Genomic DNA, 16,243 nt, shown 5'->3' with positions numbered 1-16,243 from the left:
AAAATTATATATTAATTGCTTAAGTGATAATTAAGTTTGTATTAAGCTATTCTTAAGTATCAAAGAACACACTATAAATAACAGCCCTATAGTGAGTTATTTATGTCATATTCTTCCTTGCAAACTGCTTTTATCGATAAAGTAACGGCCAATAAAGTTATTTTTATTGTGAGTAGCTATTTTGTTCTTGTTTTTAATTTATCTTTTTTATATAAAACCTATCATGCGGTGTTGTTGCTAGATGATTACAACCTGTTTTTTTTATTGAGTGTTCCTGTGCTATTACTCAATGTATTGATGATATTTTTCTCCTTTTTTTCAGTTAAATACCTATTAAAGCCGGCGTTGATATTTTTTACCATGATGTCAGCATTAATGACTTACGCTACTTTGTCTTATGGCATTGTTTTTGATTATGGCATGATCGAAAACACGATTGAAACCAGTAGCTCAGAAGCCTTTTCGTACCTAAATAGTAACGCTTTTTTTATTGTTATCGCATTATCGGTTATACCACTAATGTATTTATACAAAGTGAATATTGTTTATAACACCTGTAAAGCTGAGTCGTGGCAACGAGTAAAACTATTGTCTGTATCAACATTGTCATTGGTGGGTATCGCTTTTTTCTTTTATGGTGACTATGCGTCGGTGGGGCGAAATAACAGAGAGTTAAGTGCCTATATCACGCCATTGAAGAGTGTTGTCAGTAGTTATAAATTTATTCGTAATAATTACTTTACTGCTTCAGTAAAGTTTACCGTATTAGATAATGCACCTAGTTTATTAACGCAGGATGATGAGGGGAAGCGAGTTATCTTGATGGTTGTTGGTGAAACCGCGCGTGCTGAAAGCTTCTCCCTTAATGGTTATGATAAAGCGACTAATCAATTTACCCGTGCTTATAACCCTATTTCTTTTAAAAATATGTCATCTTGTGGTACTGCCACTGCTGTTTCTGTACCTTGTATGTTTTCTGCTTTAGGTCGACATGACTATGATAAGCAACTAGCTTCAAATCAACAAAATTTATTGGATATAGTGAAGCTAGCTAACGTTGATGTACTTTGGTTAGATAATAACGAGGGTTGTAAGGGCGCTTGTAAACGCGTTACCACTATCAATATGGATAAGTCGAAAACACATGAGTTATGTGATGGTGACTATTGTTTTGATGAAGTGCTGCTATCGCCGCTAACCGAGAAATTAAATCATTTAACGCATCAAACTACCTTGATAGTTTTACACTTAATAGGCTCTCATGGACCCACTTATTACCGTCGATATCCGGAGAAGTTCGCAAAATTCTTACCTGACTGTCAACGCAGTGATATACAAAATTGTACCCAAGAGCAGGTTATTAATACCTACGATAATACCATTGCTTACAGCGATTACGTATTAGCTAAAATGATAAACAGGCTATCGTCATTAGAGGCAGTAGAAACATCGATGCTTTACGTGTCTGATCATGGTGAATCACTGGGTGAGAACGGGCTTTATTTACACGGTTTTCCTTATGCCCTTGCACCGAGTCAACAAACACATATACCGATGTTATATTGGAGCAGTAATGAAGATAAAGCTAATCGACAGTGTTTACATGATTTAGCGAACCAAAACTTCTCACACGATAATGTTTTTCACAGTATTTTAGGACTCACGGAAGTTCAATCAACAGCCTATAACCCTAACCTTGATATATTTCAGCAATGTAATAGCGAGCATTTATTGGTTAATAATACTAACTAAATTTTGTTAATATCCGCTTGCCGGGCTTTAAAATATGTTAACGTTTTAAAAAAGAAGTCAGTAATAAAACTGCCTTCTTTTTTTGTATTAATAATTGTTTAAATGGTGTGACCTAAAAATTATAACTCGGTATGAGGGCCAAAAACTTCATAGTGAATATTGTTAGCAATCACGCCTAAATTCAATAATTGCTGTTTAGCAAATTGCATAAAAGCAATAGGACCACAAAGATAAAAATTACCTTGTTCAATAGGTAACGCTATCTTAGTTAAGTCCATCAAACCTTGATGAACACCTGTTGTAGCTGGGTTTCCAGTAACGTCATCACGATACCAAATATCTTGCTGCCAGTTATTTTCACTAATCAGGTGGGCTGTTTTTACTGAAAAAGAATGCTGCTCGCTGTTTTCACAAGCATGTAAATAATGCACAGAATTGTTATACCCTTGTTGTGCCAACGTTTCTAACATTGACTGCATAGGTGTGATACCGACACCAGCAGAAAGCAGTACCACAGGTGCTTGACGGTCAACAAAGAAAAAATCACCTGCTGGCGCATATAAGTTAATTTCATCTCCTACTTGAACCTTGTCATGTAAATAAGTTGATACTATGCCATTATGCACTTTACCAGCAACGTTATTAGCTTCACGCTTCACTGAAATTCTATAGGTTTTATTATTGGCTTTGTCAGATAAAGAATATTGACGAATTTCTTTAAATTCCTTTGTCGGATCAGACACTTCAATACCTAAATATTGGCCAGGCTTAAAGCCTATCACCGGCTTGTTATCAACAGGTGCAAAAGTAAAACTGGTCACTAGTGTAGATTCAGCTTTTTTATTAATTACCGTAAATGCTCTTGAGTCTTTCCACCCACCTATGCTGTTAGCGCGCTCTTGGTATAGCTCAGCTTCACGGTTAATAAATATTTGTGCTAAAAACTGGTAAGCATTAGTCCAAGCTTCTTCAACGTCAGCGGTAAAAGCATCGCTTGCTAATTCACGCAGTGTTTCAATAAGATGATGTCCAACAACAGCGTAATGCGGCGCTTTAATATTGAAACTAGTATGTTTTTGCGCAATACGCTCAACAGCACTTGTCAGTACTACTAAGTTGTCGATATTTTTAGCGTAGGCGGCTATGGCTTCAAATAACGCGACTTGTTGTCTGCCGGAGTGTTGATTAGCCATATTAAAGATGTCTTGTAACTCAGGATTATGAGTAAATAGTCGCTGATAAAAGTGACTGGTTAACGCGGGGCCTGCATTTTCTAATAGGGGAATAGTACTTTTTATAATGTCGATGTGCTTATCAGTTAACATGATTACTCCTAAAGTAAACAGAAATGAAGTGGTGTTACACCTTGATAGTTGTATTTATATGATTTGCTATCAATAGTAATGTAAGAAATTGCAAAGTCAGTACCATGTTTTTTTATTATTTAATATTCAAAGGTTTAGTCTTTATTTAACGTTTTTTAATCTATGTTGTAGTCATATAGACTCGGTTTTTGTGTAGTCATAAAGACACAGGCGTGTTACTTTGCTTTTCGTAAAAATACGATTTACTTACCCTGCTGAATTGGATTGTTAATGAACAAAATATCATCTACGGCTGTTATCGAACTGGCGCTTGATTTAGCGACTAGCTTAAACACTAAAGATAGATTAAATAGGTTACTTGATACGATTAGAAAAACTATTACGTGTGATGCGGTAGTCTTATTGTCTTTTCATGGTGACGTCCTTAAGCCTATCGCTTTACAAGGGCTAAGTAGAGATACCCTAGGTCGTCGATTTTATGTTGACGATCACCCCAGATTTTTGGCTATTTGCCAGTCAAAATCGCCCATTCGTTTTGCGGCTAATTCACCTTTACCTGATCCCTATGATGGCTTAGTCACTGCTCACGCCGGGGATTTATCGGTGCATTCTTGTATGGGGTTACCACTTTATTATGAGGATAAGTTATTAGGTTTATTAACGATTGATAGTTTAACGCCTCATGTTTTTGAGAATATTGAAGCACGTACGCTGGAAGTTATTTCAGCTATTGCGGCGGCGACGCTAAATACCGCTTTTTTGTTAGATCAACTTGAAAATAGGGCTGATCATTCACAACGTGTAGTTGCAGAGTTAACAGAGGAGGCGTGGAAGCGTGACGGTGGCGAGCTTATTGGTGAAAGCCCTATTATGTTGCAGCTCAAGCAAGAATTAGACATTGTTGCTTGCTCTGATTTTAATATTTTAATTTATGGTGAAACAGGTGTTGGTAAAGAGCTAGTTGCTCGAACATTACATCATAAATCACTGCGCCACCATGGTCCTATGGTTTATGTTAATTGTGCGGCTTTACCTGAAAACCTAATTGAAAGTGAACTTTTTGGTCATGTAAAAGGGGCTTTTACAGGTGCAGATAAAAATAGACCTGGTAAGTTTTCTCTGGCTAATGGCGGTACTTTATTTTTAGATGAGATAGGTGAATTGCCACTTGCTTCACAAAGCAAAATTTTACGCGCTATACAAAGTAATGAGATACAGCCAGTTGGACAAGACGACGTTGAAGAGGTTGATGTGCGTATTGTCGCTGCGACCAACAGAGACTTAAAAGAGGAGGTCGGTGAAGGGCGTTTTCGTGCCGACTTATATCATCGTTTAAGTGTTTATCCTATTAGGGTGCCAAGACTGTATGAGAGAGTGGGTGATGTACAGCTGCTAGCAGGCTATTTTGTGGAGCAAACGCGACGTAAGCTAGGCATTACCCAGTTAAAAATTACCGAGTCAGCGATTGCTCATTTAAGCCAGTATAACTGGCCAGGTAATGTGCGTGAATTAGAACACGTTGTTAGCCGTGCAACGTTAAAAGCACGTGCTCGGCAACGTGACAAAGCGATCATATCTATTGATAAAGTTGATTGTGGAACCCTTAAGGTTATTGGTTTTGAGGCAGAGTCAGTACTTAATATAACGGATGAAAAATTTACACTAGTATCGTCAGCTTCAGTACAAGCATTAGCACAGCAACCAACGCAGTCTTTAAAAGTTGCGATAGAAAGCTTTCAAAAGCAACTCATTAGCCAAGTGCTTAAAGAAGAGGGTGGTAATTGGGCGGCAGCAGCGAGACGATTATCAACCGATAGAGCTAATTTAAACCGTATAGCCAAGCGGTTAAATATTAAAGTAGTCAAGTCAGTTATTTGAAGTAAGAGGCTATCTTGGCTCAGGTGTAATCGTTGACGCAACTTGGTATTATTCAATCAGCACTGAATTAACTATTAAGTTAATGTGTTATAAAAATAAATTTATAAAACGTTAGCTTTTGTAATGACGTCAACTAATTTTCACTTATCTTTATGAGCAGACTTAGAAATTGGCGCAGTATTATTATTGGCAATTACTACTCCACTAGTGACTCATCAAAAAAAAACCTTAACAAATAAATGTTAAGGGTTTTTATTAACTATTAAGTTAATGTGTTATAAAAATAAATTTATAAAACGTTAGCTTTTGTAATGACGTCAACTAATTTTCACTTATCTTTATGAGCAGACTTAGAAATTGGCGCAGTATTATTATTGGCAATTACTACTCCACTAGCGACTCATCAAAAAAAAACCTTAACAAATAAATGTTAAGGGTTTTTATTAACTATTAAGTTAATGTGTTATAAAAATAAATTTATAAAACGTTAGCTTTTGTAATGACGTCAACTAATTTTCACTTATCTTTATGAGCAGACTTAGAAATTGGCGCAGTATTATTATTGGCAATTACTACTCCACTAGCGACTCATAAAAAAAAAACCCTTAACAAATAAATGTTAAGGGTTTTTATTAACTATTAAGTTAATGTGTTATAAAAATAAATTTATAAAACGTTAGCTTTTGTAATTACGTCAACTAATTTCCAGTTCTTAGACTTAGAAATTGGCGCAACTTCAGTAATAGTTACTAAGTCACCTTCGTTACATACGTTAGCTTCATCATGCGCTTTCAACTTAGTTGAACGCGTCATGTACTTACCGTATATAGGGTGCTTAACACGACGTTCGATCATTACAACGATAGACTTATCCATCTTGTTACTGACAACAACGCCTTGTAGTGTGCGGATTTTAACTTCGCTCATTACTTACCTGCCTTTTCAGTGATGATAGTCTTAACACGTGCAATATTGCGACGTACAGTTCTTAGCAAATGAGTTTGTGCTAATTGACCAGTACTTGCTTGCATGCGGTAGTTAAACTGCTCGCGAAGAAGTTCTAGTAATTCAGCATTTAGCTCTTCAATGCTTTTTGCTTTAAGTTCACTAACTTTCATTACAGTGCCGTCCTAGTTACAAAGGAAGTTTTGAATGGAAGTTTAGAGGCAGCTAAAGCAAAAGCTTCACGTGCTACTTCTTCAGAAACACCTTCCATTTCATAAAGAACACGACCAGGAAGAATTTGGCAAACCCAATATTCTACTGAACCCTTACCTTTACCCATACGAACCTCAAGAGGTTTTTTAGTAATAGGTTTGTCAGGGAATACGCGTATCCAGATTTTACCTTGACGTTTCACATGACGAGTCATGGCACGACGACCGGCTTCAATTTGGCGTGCAGTCATACGACCACGTTCCATTGATTTCAAACCGAAAGTACCGAAGCTAACTGAACTACCTACGTGAGCAAGACCACGGTTGCGCAGTTTAAATTGCTTGCGGAATTTAGTACGTTTTGGTTGTAACATTACCTATTCCTCTACTTGGCTTTACGGTTGTTCTTTCTTTTAGGCTTAGCAGCTGGTTGCTCTGCTTGTAATGGCATGTTGCCAATAATTTCGCCTTTAAAGATCCAAACTTTGATACCAATAACACCGTAAGTAGTGTTACCACGCGCAATTGCGTAGTCAATATCAGCACGTAATGTATGTAAAGGTACACGACCTTCACGATACCATTCTGCACGTGCGATATCAGCGCCGCCTAAACGACCACTAACTTGTACTTTGATGCCTTTAGCGCCTAAACGCATAGTGTTTTGTACGGCACGCTTCATAGCGCGACGGAACATAACACGACGTTCTAATTGACTAGCAATGCTGTCTGCAACAAGCTGCGCATCCATTTCTGGCTTACGTACTTCAGCGATGTTGATTTGAGCAGGAACACCAGCAATTTTAGAAACAGCTAAACGTAATTTCTCAACATCTTCGCCTTTCTTACCGATAACAACACCTGGACGAGCCGTGTGAATTGTTACGCGGATAGATTTAGCTGGACGTTCAATTACCACTTTAGAAAGTGATGCACGTTGAAGCTTTTCTTTTAAAAATTCGCGAACCTTATGGTCGCCGTCTAAGTTGCTAGCAAAATCTTTGTTGCTTGCAAACCAAGTAGACGCGAAAGGTTTCGTGATACCTAAGCGAATACCGGTAGGATTAACTTTTTGACCCATACTAATATACTCCTAAGTATCAGACACAATCACAGTGATGTGACTAGTGCGCTTGATGATGCGATCGGCTCGGCCTTTCGCGCGTGGCATAATACGTTTCATTGTTGGACCATCGTCAACTAAAATAGTTTTAACGAATAATTCATCAATATCTGCACCTTCGTTATGCTCGGCATTTGCGATAGCAGAGTTAAGTACTTTTTTAACTAAAACAGCAGCTGATTTGTTGCTGAAAGTTAAAATTTCAAGTGCTTTCTCTACATTAACGCCACGGATTTGATCCGCAACTAAACGCGCCTTTTGAGCAGAACCGCGGGCAAATTTATGTATAGCAATAGCTTGCATGTAACTTCCCCTTACTTCTTAGCTTTCTTATCAGCGACATGACCGCGATAAGTACGAGTTGGTGCAAATTCTCCTAATTTGTGACCGATCATTTCTTCGGTTACAAATACAGGAACGTGTTGACGGCCATTATGGACAGCGATGGTCAATCCGATCATTGTTGGAATGATCATTGAACGACGGGACCAAGTTTTAATTGGCTTTTTATTCCCGCTTTCCACCGCTTTCTCTACCTTCGTCAACAAGTGTAGGTCAATAAATGGACCTTTCTTGAGGGAACGTGGCATGGTGAATCCTTATATATATAATTCTTCATGTGAACTTAGTTTATGTAAAAATGAACTAAGTTCAGCAATCAGAATATTAATTAAATGTACTAAATTACTTAGTACGACGACGTACGATAAACTTATCAGTACGCTTGTTCGAACGAGTCTTGTAACCCTTAGTTGGTACGCCCCAAGGGGATACCGGGTGACGACCGCCAGATGTTTTACCTTCACCACCACCGTGTGGGTGATCTACCGGGTTCATAGCAACACCACGAACCGTTGGGCGAACACCGCGCCATCTTGAAGCACCAGCTTTACCCAAAGAGCGAAGCATGTGTTCAGAATTGCCGATTTCACCTAACGTAGCACGACAATCTGTTTCGATTTTACGCATTTCGCCAGAGCGAAGACGTAAAGTAACGTAAGCACCGTCTTTCGCAACTAATTGTGCGTAAGTACCAGCTGCACGTGCTATTTGAGCACCTTTGCCAGGCTTAAGTTCGATTGCGTGAATAACACTACCAAGAGGTATGTTACGTAGTGGCATTGTATTACCAGGTTTGATTGGAGCGTCTACACCAGACTGGATAGTATCACCAGCTGATAAGCCTTTAGGGGCTAATATGTAACGACGTTCACCATCGGCATATAATACTAACGCAATGTTAGCACTACGGTTTGGATCATATTCTAAACGCTCAACTTTAGCTGGAATGCCATCTTTAAGACGTTTGAAATCGACAATACGGTAATGTTGCTTATGACCGCCGCCAATATGACGAACAGTAATACGACCATTATTGTTACGACCACCTGATTTAGACATAGTGTCTAATAGTGGTGCATAAGGCTTACCTTTATGAAGTTCTTTGTTTACCACTTTAACTAGGTGACGACGACCCGGAGAAGTAGGTTTACATTTTACTATAGCCATTTTTAGCTGCTCCTATGATTCCGCGCCAACGAAGTCGATTTCACTACCTTCGCTAAGAGTTACATATGCTTTTTTCCAGTCGTTACGACGACCAGTGCGAGCACCTGTACGTTTCTCTTTACCCTTAACATTAAGTGTATTAACACTTACAACAGATACTTCGAAAAGTTTCTCAACAGCAGCTTTAACTTCAGCTTTAGTTGCATCTGTAGCTACTTTGAAAACAACAGTGTTGTTTGCTTCAGCAGCGGTAGTTGCTTTTTCAGAAATATTTGGTGCTAAAAGCACTTTTAACAAACGTTCTTCGTTTATCATGCTAGTATCCCCTCAATTTCTTTAACAGCATCAGCAGTGATTAACACTTTTTCGAAACCAACTAAGCTAACTGGGTCGATTGCTGCAACGTCACGAACGTCAACTTTGTATAAGTTGCGTGCTGATAAGAATAAGTTCTCGTCAACTTCTTTTGTTACAATCAATACGTCTTTAAGCTCTAAACCTTTTAACTTAGCAACTAAGTCTTTAGTTTTAGGAGTTTCTACCGAAAAATCGTTCACTACTACTAAACGTTCTTGACGAACTAGTTCAGATAGGATGCTAGCGATAGCACCTCGGTACATTTTACGGTTAACTTTTTGACTGTGGTCTTGAGGTTTTGCAGCGAATGTTACGCCACCTGAACGCCAAATTGGACCACGAGTAGTACCAGCACGTGCACGGCCAGTACCTTTTTGACGCCATGGTTTTGCACCACCGCCACTAACTTCTGAGCGAGTTTTCTGAGCACGAGTACCTTGACGAGCACCAGCTGCGTAAGCAACTACTACTTGATGTACTAACGCTTCGTTAAACTCACGTCCAAAAGTTGCTTCAGATACTTCAAGAGCACCTGATGCGTCTTTTAATGATAATTCCATCACAAAATCTCCTGGACTAAGCTTTAACAGCTGGTTTGATGATTACGTTGCCATTGATAGCACCCGGAACTGCGCCTTTAACAAGCAACAAGTTACGTTCTGCATCAACGCGAACCAATTCAAGGTTTTGTGTAGTACAACGCACAGCACCCATGTGACCAGACATTTTTTTGCCTTTAAATACACGACCTGGAGTTTGACATTGACCTAACGAACCGTTAGAACGATGTGCTAAAGAAACACCATGCGTTGCATTTTGCATAGTAAAGTTCCAGCGCTTAATACCGCCTTGGAAACCTTTACCTTTAGACGTACCAGTAACGTCTACTAATTTTGTGTCATTGAATAATGAAACAGTGATTTCACTGCCAGCTTCGATGTCACTACCTTCATTTTCGTTTAAACGGAATTCCCACAAGCCACGGCCTGCTTCAATTCCAGCTTTTGCGAAATGTCCAGCAGCTGGTTTAGTTACACGGCTTGCTTTACGCTTGCCCGTAGTAACTTGTAGTGCTGAATAACCATCGTTGTCTACTGTTTTAACTTGAGCAACACGGTTTGCTTCAACTTCAATAACCGTAACAGGAGTAGAAACACCATCTTCTGTGAAGATACGAGTCATACCCACTTTACGTCCAACTAGACCTATAGTCATGTTAAAGCTCCCCTTAGCCCAAGCTGATTTGAACATCAACACCAGCTGCAAGATCTAAACGCATTAATGCGTCTACAGTCTTTTCAGTTGGCTCAACGATATCAATCATGCGTTTATGAGTACGAATTTCATACTGATCACGCGCATCTTTGTTAACGTGTGGAGAAGTCAAGATAGTGTAACGTTCTTTGCGAGTAGGAAGTGGAATTGGACCACGAACCTGTGCGCCAGTACGTTTAGCAGTATCAACGATTTCTGCTGTAGATTGATCAATCAAACGATGATCGAACGCTTTCAAACGAATGCGGATTCTTTGATTTGACATGAAGACAAATCCCCTTTTAAAAGAACAAAAAAATACATCCCTCTGCTTCCTTGTGTGCTGGAAGGGGGTGTATTAACTAATAAACATTCAACTCAAAATTAGAGCTGCTGTGAAATAAATGAATTATGTATCATTTATTTAGTGCTACAGGTTTACTTTAGGTTTATAACCTTAGGTAGGTTTTGTAACAGGCACACTCAACATCATTGAATGTGAGCGCGTATTATACAAGAAAGTCCGTTTAGCGCAAGTTTATTTTAGGCTATTTACTTTTTAGCGGTCAATATCTTTGCTGGGTAGTGGGGATATAGCTTGTGGAGGTTTTTCTAGCAAACTTAGGAGTAATAAAAAGCACTGCTTTATTTATTGTGATAAAATAGCAGTGCTTTTTAATACCAAATGGATTAATCAATTAATCCATTTGGTTTAGGCTCAAGTAAGCGTCAACGTTTTCGTTAACGCTACTATATAAGGTACTGCTAATTTTTAGCCGGTACTTTGCGTTTTACGTGGAATAAAACGACTAGTATCAATAATGCTATTGCAGTGACTATACCAATATATTGGCTGTAATGAGAAGGTAGATTAAAACCAATTCCCGCAGTCATTATGTAAGATACAGTAACACTGGTGCCTATTATGGCAGGAATACTTACTACCCAGTGGAAGGTACCGCGATCAAACAAGTACTTAGTTGCTAACCACAGCACACTCGTTGATAACAACATATTTGAGAACGCAAAGTAGCGCCAAATTAATGAGAAGTCTATTTTTGTCATGAAATATGCGACCACTAAAATTGGTACCGCTAATAAAATACGGTTACGCATACTTTGTGGGATATTAAAGGCATCGACTATCGTTAATCGTAATGATCTAAACGCGGTATCACCTGAAGTAATAGGGAATATTGCTACGGCAATAATCGCCATAATACCACCTAAAGCACCTAGGTAACTGGTAGCAATATGATTAACCACTAATCCTGGACCACCTAAATCTAACATGGCTTTAAGACCAGCATAACCTTCAGGGAAAGCAGCGATACCCGCTAATGCCCAAACACAACCGACAATACCTTCAGACATCATAGCGCCATAATAAACAGGACGTACATATTTTTCATTAGTTAAACAACGGGCCATGATTGGCGCCTGAGTTGAGTGAAAACCACTAATGGCACCACAAGTAATGGTAACAAAGAGTAAAGGCCAAACAGGTGCGCCATCTGGATTAGGTTTTAAGAAGTCATGGTTGAAATGATCATGGTCGAAGTAACCGAGAAAATCGCCCATTACTGGTAAATGTGGTGCATTAAATAATAATGATATAGCGATTAGCGTCGTCATTACTATCATTAATAAACCAAAAATAGGGTAAAGCTTAGTAATAATTTTATCGATAGGTAATAACGTTGCTAAGAAGTAGTAACCTAAGATTAAAAATACCCAAAAAGTGTTGCCTTCAAGAAAGGTGCCCTCAAAGTAACTTAAATTACCGAGTAAGCCGGCAGGGCTCATAATAAATACTACACCAACAAAAAACAGTAGCATGGCGGTAAATACGAGCATGATACTCTTGTAGAAAAGGTTAAAGTAATGACCTGCTATTTCGGGCAAGCTTTTACCATCTTCTTTGATACTCATTACGCCAGAAAAGTAATCATGTACTGCACCACCAAGGATGTTACCCAGTACAATCCACACTAAGGCTATTGGGCCATATATAGCACCGAGTATTGGTCCAAAAATAGGGCCAACACCAGCGATGTTTAAAAACTGTATAAGAAACGCTTTTACTGGATGAATGGCGACATAGTCAACGCCTTCATCAAAGCGCACTTGCGGTGTTTTGACTGAGTGATCAATCCCAGCTTGCTTTTCAACAAAGGGGCTATAAAATTTATACCCCAAAATTAATAGCGTAATACATATAAAAAAGATAATCATAATAAGTGGTGCCCTATAATAAGGTGGAATGATACCAAACGGATTAATTTACTAGGCGGCTAGCTTAGCACTTCATTCACATTTTAAACAAACAAAATGCATCAAATATAGCTATTCGATATCCTATATATTTATATTGTCATTAGCGGTCTTAATGTTTGCTTAACCAATATGGAGTTAGCCATATTGGTTGAGTATAGTCACTCGATTGACGAACAGGTAGTGCTATTGTTTTTTATCGTGTTTTTGCTTCTTTTAATGGCTTTTTATATTCAAAGTCATTAACTCCTATATATAAGCAGAAAAAATATGGTTGAGTCTTTTTTACGGTATATATTTTTTTAGGAAGTGACCGTCTTTAGTAATTTATTTCATATTTTTTTTCAATTTTCTATGGTTCTTCTTTGGTTAATGATATACTCGCGCGCAAATTTTCAACAAGTTCTGCTTTAACTTACGTAGATTATATAGCTAACTATATAGGCATCTAATAAGAAAGAAGTGGGATAGACCTCAAACTAAGTAGAGTAATCTAATGGCAGATTTAGCTAAATACAGAAACATTGGTATTTTCGCTCACGTTGATGCGGGTAAAACCACAACAACTGAACGTATCCTTAAACTAACCGGTAAAATTCATAAGTCTGGTGAAACACATGATGGTGAGTCTACAACTGACTTCATGGAACAAGAAGCTGAGCGCGGTATTACTATCCAGTCTGCTGCGGTTACTTGTGAATGGAAAGGACATCGTTTAAACGTAATTGACACTCCTGGTCACGTTGATTTCACAGTAGAAGTTTACCGTTCATTAAAAGTTCTTGATGGTGGTGTTGGTGTATTCTGTGGTTCTGGTGGTGTTGAGCCACAATCAGAAACTAACTGGCGTTACGCGAACGACTCTAAAGTAGCTCGTTTAATCTTTGTAAATAAATTAGACCGTTTAGGTGCTAACTTTTTCCGTGTAACTGATCAAGTTAAAAAAGTATTAGGTGCTCACCCACTTATTATGACTTTACCAATTGGTGAAGAAGATGACTTCGTTGGTGTTGTCGATGTATTAACTCAAAAAGCTTACGTTTGGGATGCTACTGGCTTACCAGAAAACTACGAAATCACTGATATTCCAGCGGATATGGTTGATGATGCTGCGTTATACCGTGAGCAACTAATCGAAACTGCTTTAGAAGCAGATGAAGATTTATTAATGGAATATTTAGAAGGCGAACTTACGCCGACTGAAGAACAAATTAAAGAATGTATCCGTAAAGGTACTAAAGAGTTAATGTTCTTCCCAACTTATTGTGGTTCTGCATTTAAAAACAAAGGCATGCAATTAGTTCTAGATGCTGTTGTTGACTACTTACCTTCACCAACTGAAGTTAACCCACAACCGTTAACTGATGAAGAAGGTGAGCCAACAGGTAAATTTGCAATCGTTGATACTAATGCAACATTTAAAGCGTTAGCATTTAAAATCATGGATGACCGTTTTGGTGCTCTTACCTTTATCCGTATCTATTCTGGTACGTTGAAAAAAGGTGATACTATTCTTAACTCATTCACGGGCAAAACTGAACGTGTTGGCCGTATGGTTGAAATGCAAGCAGATGACCGTACTGAGCTGTCTTCAGCACAAGCGGGTGATATCTTAGCTATCGTAGGTATGAAAAACGTACAAACAGGTCACACTCTATGTGATCCTAAAGATCCATGTACGTTAGAAGCCATGGTTTTCCCTGCGCCAGTAATCTCTATTTCTGTAACACCTAAAGATAAAGGTGGTTCTGAAAAGATGGGTGTTGCTATTGGTAAAATGGTTGCAGAAGATCCTACTTTCCAAGTTGAAACTGACCAAGACTCAGGCGAAACAATTTTACGTGGTATGGGTGAGCTTCACTTAGATATCAAAGTAGATATCCTTAAGCGTACTTACGGTGTTGACTTAGAAGTTGGTAAACCACAAGTTGCTTACCGTGAAACAATTACCTCAGAAATAGAAGATTCTTACACACATAAGAAACAATCTGGTGGTTCAGGTCAATTCGGTAAAATTGATTACCGTATCAAGCCCGGCGAACCTGGTTCAGGTTTTGTGTTCAACTCTGTAGTTGTTGGTGGTAACGTACCTAAAGAATTCTTCCCTGCTATTGAAAAAGGTTTCAAAGGCATGATGGAGACTGGTGTACTTGCTGGCTTCCCTGTATTAGATGTTGAAATTGAATTATATGATGGTGGTTTCCATGCGGTCGATTCATCTGCTGTTGCATTTGAACTTGCTGCTCGTGGTGCTTTCCGTCAATCAATTCCAAAAGCTGGTGCTCAGTTAATTGAACCTATCATGGCTGTTGATGTATTTACTCCTGATGATCACGTTGGTGATGTTATTGGTGATTTAAACCGCCGTCGTGGTATGATCAAAGACCAAGAAGCAGGTGTTACAGGTGTTCGCATTAAAGCAGACGTACCTCTTTCAGAAATGTTCGGTTACATCGGATCGTTACGTACAATGACATCAGGTCGTGGTCAATTCTCTATGGAATTCTCTCACTACTTACCATGTCCTAATAACGTGGCTGAAGAAGTTATTGCTGAAGTTAAAGCAGCAAAAGCAGCGAAAGATGCCGCTAGAAAGTAATTACTTTTTAAGCGCTTAACTGTTTTGAAAAAAAGGATGCCTCGGCATCCTTTTTTATTGCCTGGAGTTGATGGGCAGATTAAGTATGTCTTGGTTTTAGGGTGCTAGTAGACAGAGATATTATCTAGCTATAATGTCTGGTTGTACGGTTTTCTAAGGTGATTCAGTTGCATGCCATGAGGCCAAAAATCGCGCCAACGCTGTAATATCAACCCAGGAAGATAACATTGTTTATTTCGTTTTATTAATCGATGAAGTTGCCAGTGATTAGGGGTAAGTTGAATGACAATATTCAGATAATTAGGAATAGTAAAATAGGTAATGTGATGATTAGGTGTTAACTGCTGTAATACCGTTAAACACAAGTTGATGTCGTGATCATTAATATCAGGTAAGTTGATTGATAAACATGCCTGCGCATCTATTTTATTGGTTAGCACTTCTAGTTGCTTAATAATACAATCAAAACCTAACTCTTGTGAGTGATAAACATCGCAAATAATCCAATCAATATTGCAGGTTTGTTGTTGTGCTAACCATGTCATACCGTCAGCGCAAATAAGATCAAAGCAGACTTTGTCAGGGTTAAAATATTGCTCAAAATAGTTGATAACTTCTTGGCTATGATCGACAGTGGTTAGCATAATATCCGGTGATAAGTGCCGTAAAAACCGGGTCAGATTACCGCCACCTAAGCCTAACTCAATAATGCGTTTAGGTTTACAAAACAACAAGGGTAAGAGTAGCGCAATGTGATGGGGTAGAGTTAACTGCCAAGGTTTACGTTTACGCATAATACTTTGTACTACGTCATTAAATGCCATCCAACGATAATGATCGTTTTCACTCACCGTTATTGCATCTTGGTGTTGGCTTAAATACACTAACCGCCCTTGGGCTAAATGTTTTGCTAACTGCATAAGCTAACTCCTAAAGTTACGACGAATAAATTAAATATAGGTAAGGATAACTAATGAGCGCCTTAAGGTCATTAAAAACAGCTGTAGCGTTTATT

The 16,243-nt window shown here is 38.5% G+C and carries 17 protein-coding genes; 3 read left to right on the top strand and 14 right to left on the bottom strand.

Going from position 1 to position 16,243, the window contains the following annotated elements; all coding sequences use genetic code 11:
* Positions 1-102: 102 nt before the first annotated feature.
* Complete coding sequence (locus tag FCS21_RS09695; RefSeq protein ID WP_138622839.1) at positions 103-1,752, top strand: phosphoethanolamine transferase; 1,650 nt, start codon at positions 103-105, stop codon at positions 1,750-1,752.
* Positions 1,753-1,871: 119 nt separating this feature from the next.
* On the opposite strand, the gene hmpA is transcribed toward FCS21_RS09695, so the two are convergent.
* Complete coding sequence (hmpA, locus tag FCS21_RS09690; RefSeq protein ID WP_138622837.1) at positions 1,872-3,077, bottom strand: NO-inducible flavohemoprotein; 1,206 nt, start codon at positions 3,075-3,077, stop codon at positions 1,872-1,874.
* A 270-nt stretch (positions 3,078-3,347) separates the two neighbouring features.
* Here hmpA and norR point away from each other — a divergent pair, with 270 nt between their 5' ends.
* A complete protein-coding gene (gene norR / locus FCS21_RS09685) occupies positions 3,348-4,955 on the top strand; it encodes a nitric oxide reductase transcriptional regulator NorR (protein WP_138622835.1) in 1,608 nt (535 codons plus the stop codon).
* A gap of 666 nt (positions 4,956-5,621) precedes the next feature.
* On the opposite strand, the gene rpsQ is transcribed toward norR, so the two are convergent.
* From rpsQ to FCS21_RS09625, 12 genes are all read right to left on the bottom strand, one after another.
* Entirely contained in the window at positions 5,622-5,882 is a 261-nt protein-coding gene (gene rpsQ / locus FCS21_RS09680; RefSeq protein ID WP_138622833.1) for a 30S ribosomal protein S17, read from the bottom strand.
* Entirely contained in the window at positions 5,882-6,073 is a 192-nt protein-coding gene (gene rpmC / locus FCS21_RS09675; RefSeq protein ID WP_033095427.1) for a 50S ribosomal protein L29, read from the bottom strand. The genes rpsQ and rpmC overlap by 1 nt, the downstream gene beginning before the upstream one ends.
* A complete protein-coding gene (gene rplP / locus FCS21_RS09670; RefSeq protein ID WP_138622831.1) occupies positions 6,073-6,486 on the bottom strand; it encodes a 50S ribosomal protein L16 in 414 nt (137 codons plus the stop codon). Before rplP ends, rpmC begins: the two co-directional genes overlap by 1 nt.
* An 11-nt stretch (positions 6,487-6,497) precedes the next feature.
* Positions 6,498-7,193, bottom strand: coding sequence for a 30S ribosomal protein S3 (gene rpsC, locus FCS21_RS09665; protein ID WP_138622825.1), 696 nt, complete (start codon positions 7,191-7,193; stop codon positions 6,498-6,500).
* Positions 7,194-7,205: 12 nt separating this feature from the next.
* Positions 7,206-7,538 carry a 50S ribosomal protein L22 gene (gene rplV, locus FCS21_RS09660; RefSeq protein WP_138622823.1) on the bottom strand — a complete coding sequence of 111 codons (333 nt, stop codon included), beginning with the start codon at positions 7,536-7,538 and terminating at the stop codon, positions 7,206-7,208.
* 11 nt (positions 7,539-7,549) lie between these two features.
* Entirely contained in the window at positions 7,550-7,825 is a 276-nt protein-coding gene (gene rpsS / locus FCS21_RS09655; RefSeq protein WP_011041718.1) for a 30S ribosomal protein S19, read from the bottom strand.
* Between the two features lie 94 nt (positions 7,826-7,919).
* Positions 7,920-8,744, bottom strand: a complete 825-nt coding sequence (gene rplB / locus FCS21_RS09650; RefSeq protein WP_138622821.1) for a 50S ribosomal protein L2 — start codon at positions 8,742-8,744, stop codon at positions 7,920-7,922.
* 12 nt (positions 8,745-8,756) lie between these two features.
* Positions 8,757-9,059: a 50S ribosomal protein L23 gene (rplW, locus tag FCS21_RS09645; protein ID WP_138622819.1), complete on the bottom strand. Its 303-nt coding sequence runs from the start codon at positions 9,057-9,059 to the stop codon at positions 8,757-8,759.
* A complete protein-coding gene (gene rplD / locus FCS21_RS09640) occupies positions 9,056-9,661 on the bottom strand; it encodes a 50S ribosomal protein L4 (protein WP_138622817.1) in 606 nt (201 codons plus the stop codon). Before rplD ends, rplW begins: the two co-directional genes overlap by 4 nt.
* A gap of 16 nt (positions 9,662-9,677) precedes the next feature.
* Positions 9,678-10,316 (bottom strand): 50S ribosomal protein L3, encoded by a 639-nt coding sequence (gene rplC / locus FCS21_RS09635; RefSeq protein WP_138622815.1) that lies wholly within the window; start codon positions 10,314-10,316, stop codon positions 9,678-9,680.
* Between the two features lie 13 nt (positions 10,317-10,329).
* A complete protein-coding gene (gene rpsJ / locus FCS21_RS09630; protein WP_011041723.1) occupies positions 10,330-10,641 on the bottom strand; it encodes a 30S ribosomal protein S10 in 312 nt (103 codons plus the stop codon).
* Between the two features lie 479 nt (positions 10,642-11,120).
* The gene (locus FCS21_RS09625; RefSeq protein WP_138622813.1) at positions 11,121-12,590 is read right to left on the bottom strand and encodes a carbon starvation CstA family protein; all 1,470 of its coding nucleotides are present in this window, start codon (positions 12,588-12,590) and stop codon (positions 11,121-11,123) included.
* A gap of 535 nt (positions 12,591-13,125) precedes the next feature.
* On the opposite strand from FCS21_RS09625, the gene fusA reads away from it, so the two are divergent.
* Positions 13,126-15,228, top strand: coding sequence for an elongation factor G (gene fusA / locus FCS21_RS09620; RefSeq protein WP_138622811.1), 2,103 nt, complete (start codon positions 13,126-13,128; stop codon positions 15,226-15,228).
* Between the two features lie 128 nt (positions 15,229-15,356).
* Here fusA and FCS21_RS09615 read toward each other — a convergent pair whose 3' ends face one another.
* Entirely contained in the window at positions 15,357-16,148 is a 792-nt protein-coding gene (locus FCS21_RS09615) for a spermine/spermidine synthase domain-containing protein (protein WP_138622809.1), read from the bottom strand.
* Positions 16,149-16,243 lie beyond the last annotated feature (95 nt).

The organism is Colwellia ponticola, assembly GCF_005885605.1.
Taxonomy (GTDB): Bacteria; Pseudomonadota; Gammaproteobacteria; order Enterobacterales; family Alteromonadaceae; genus Colwellia; species Colwellia ponticola.
This window is presented reverse-complemented; position numbering and strand designations above follow the sequence as displayed.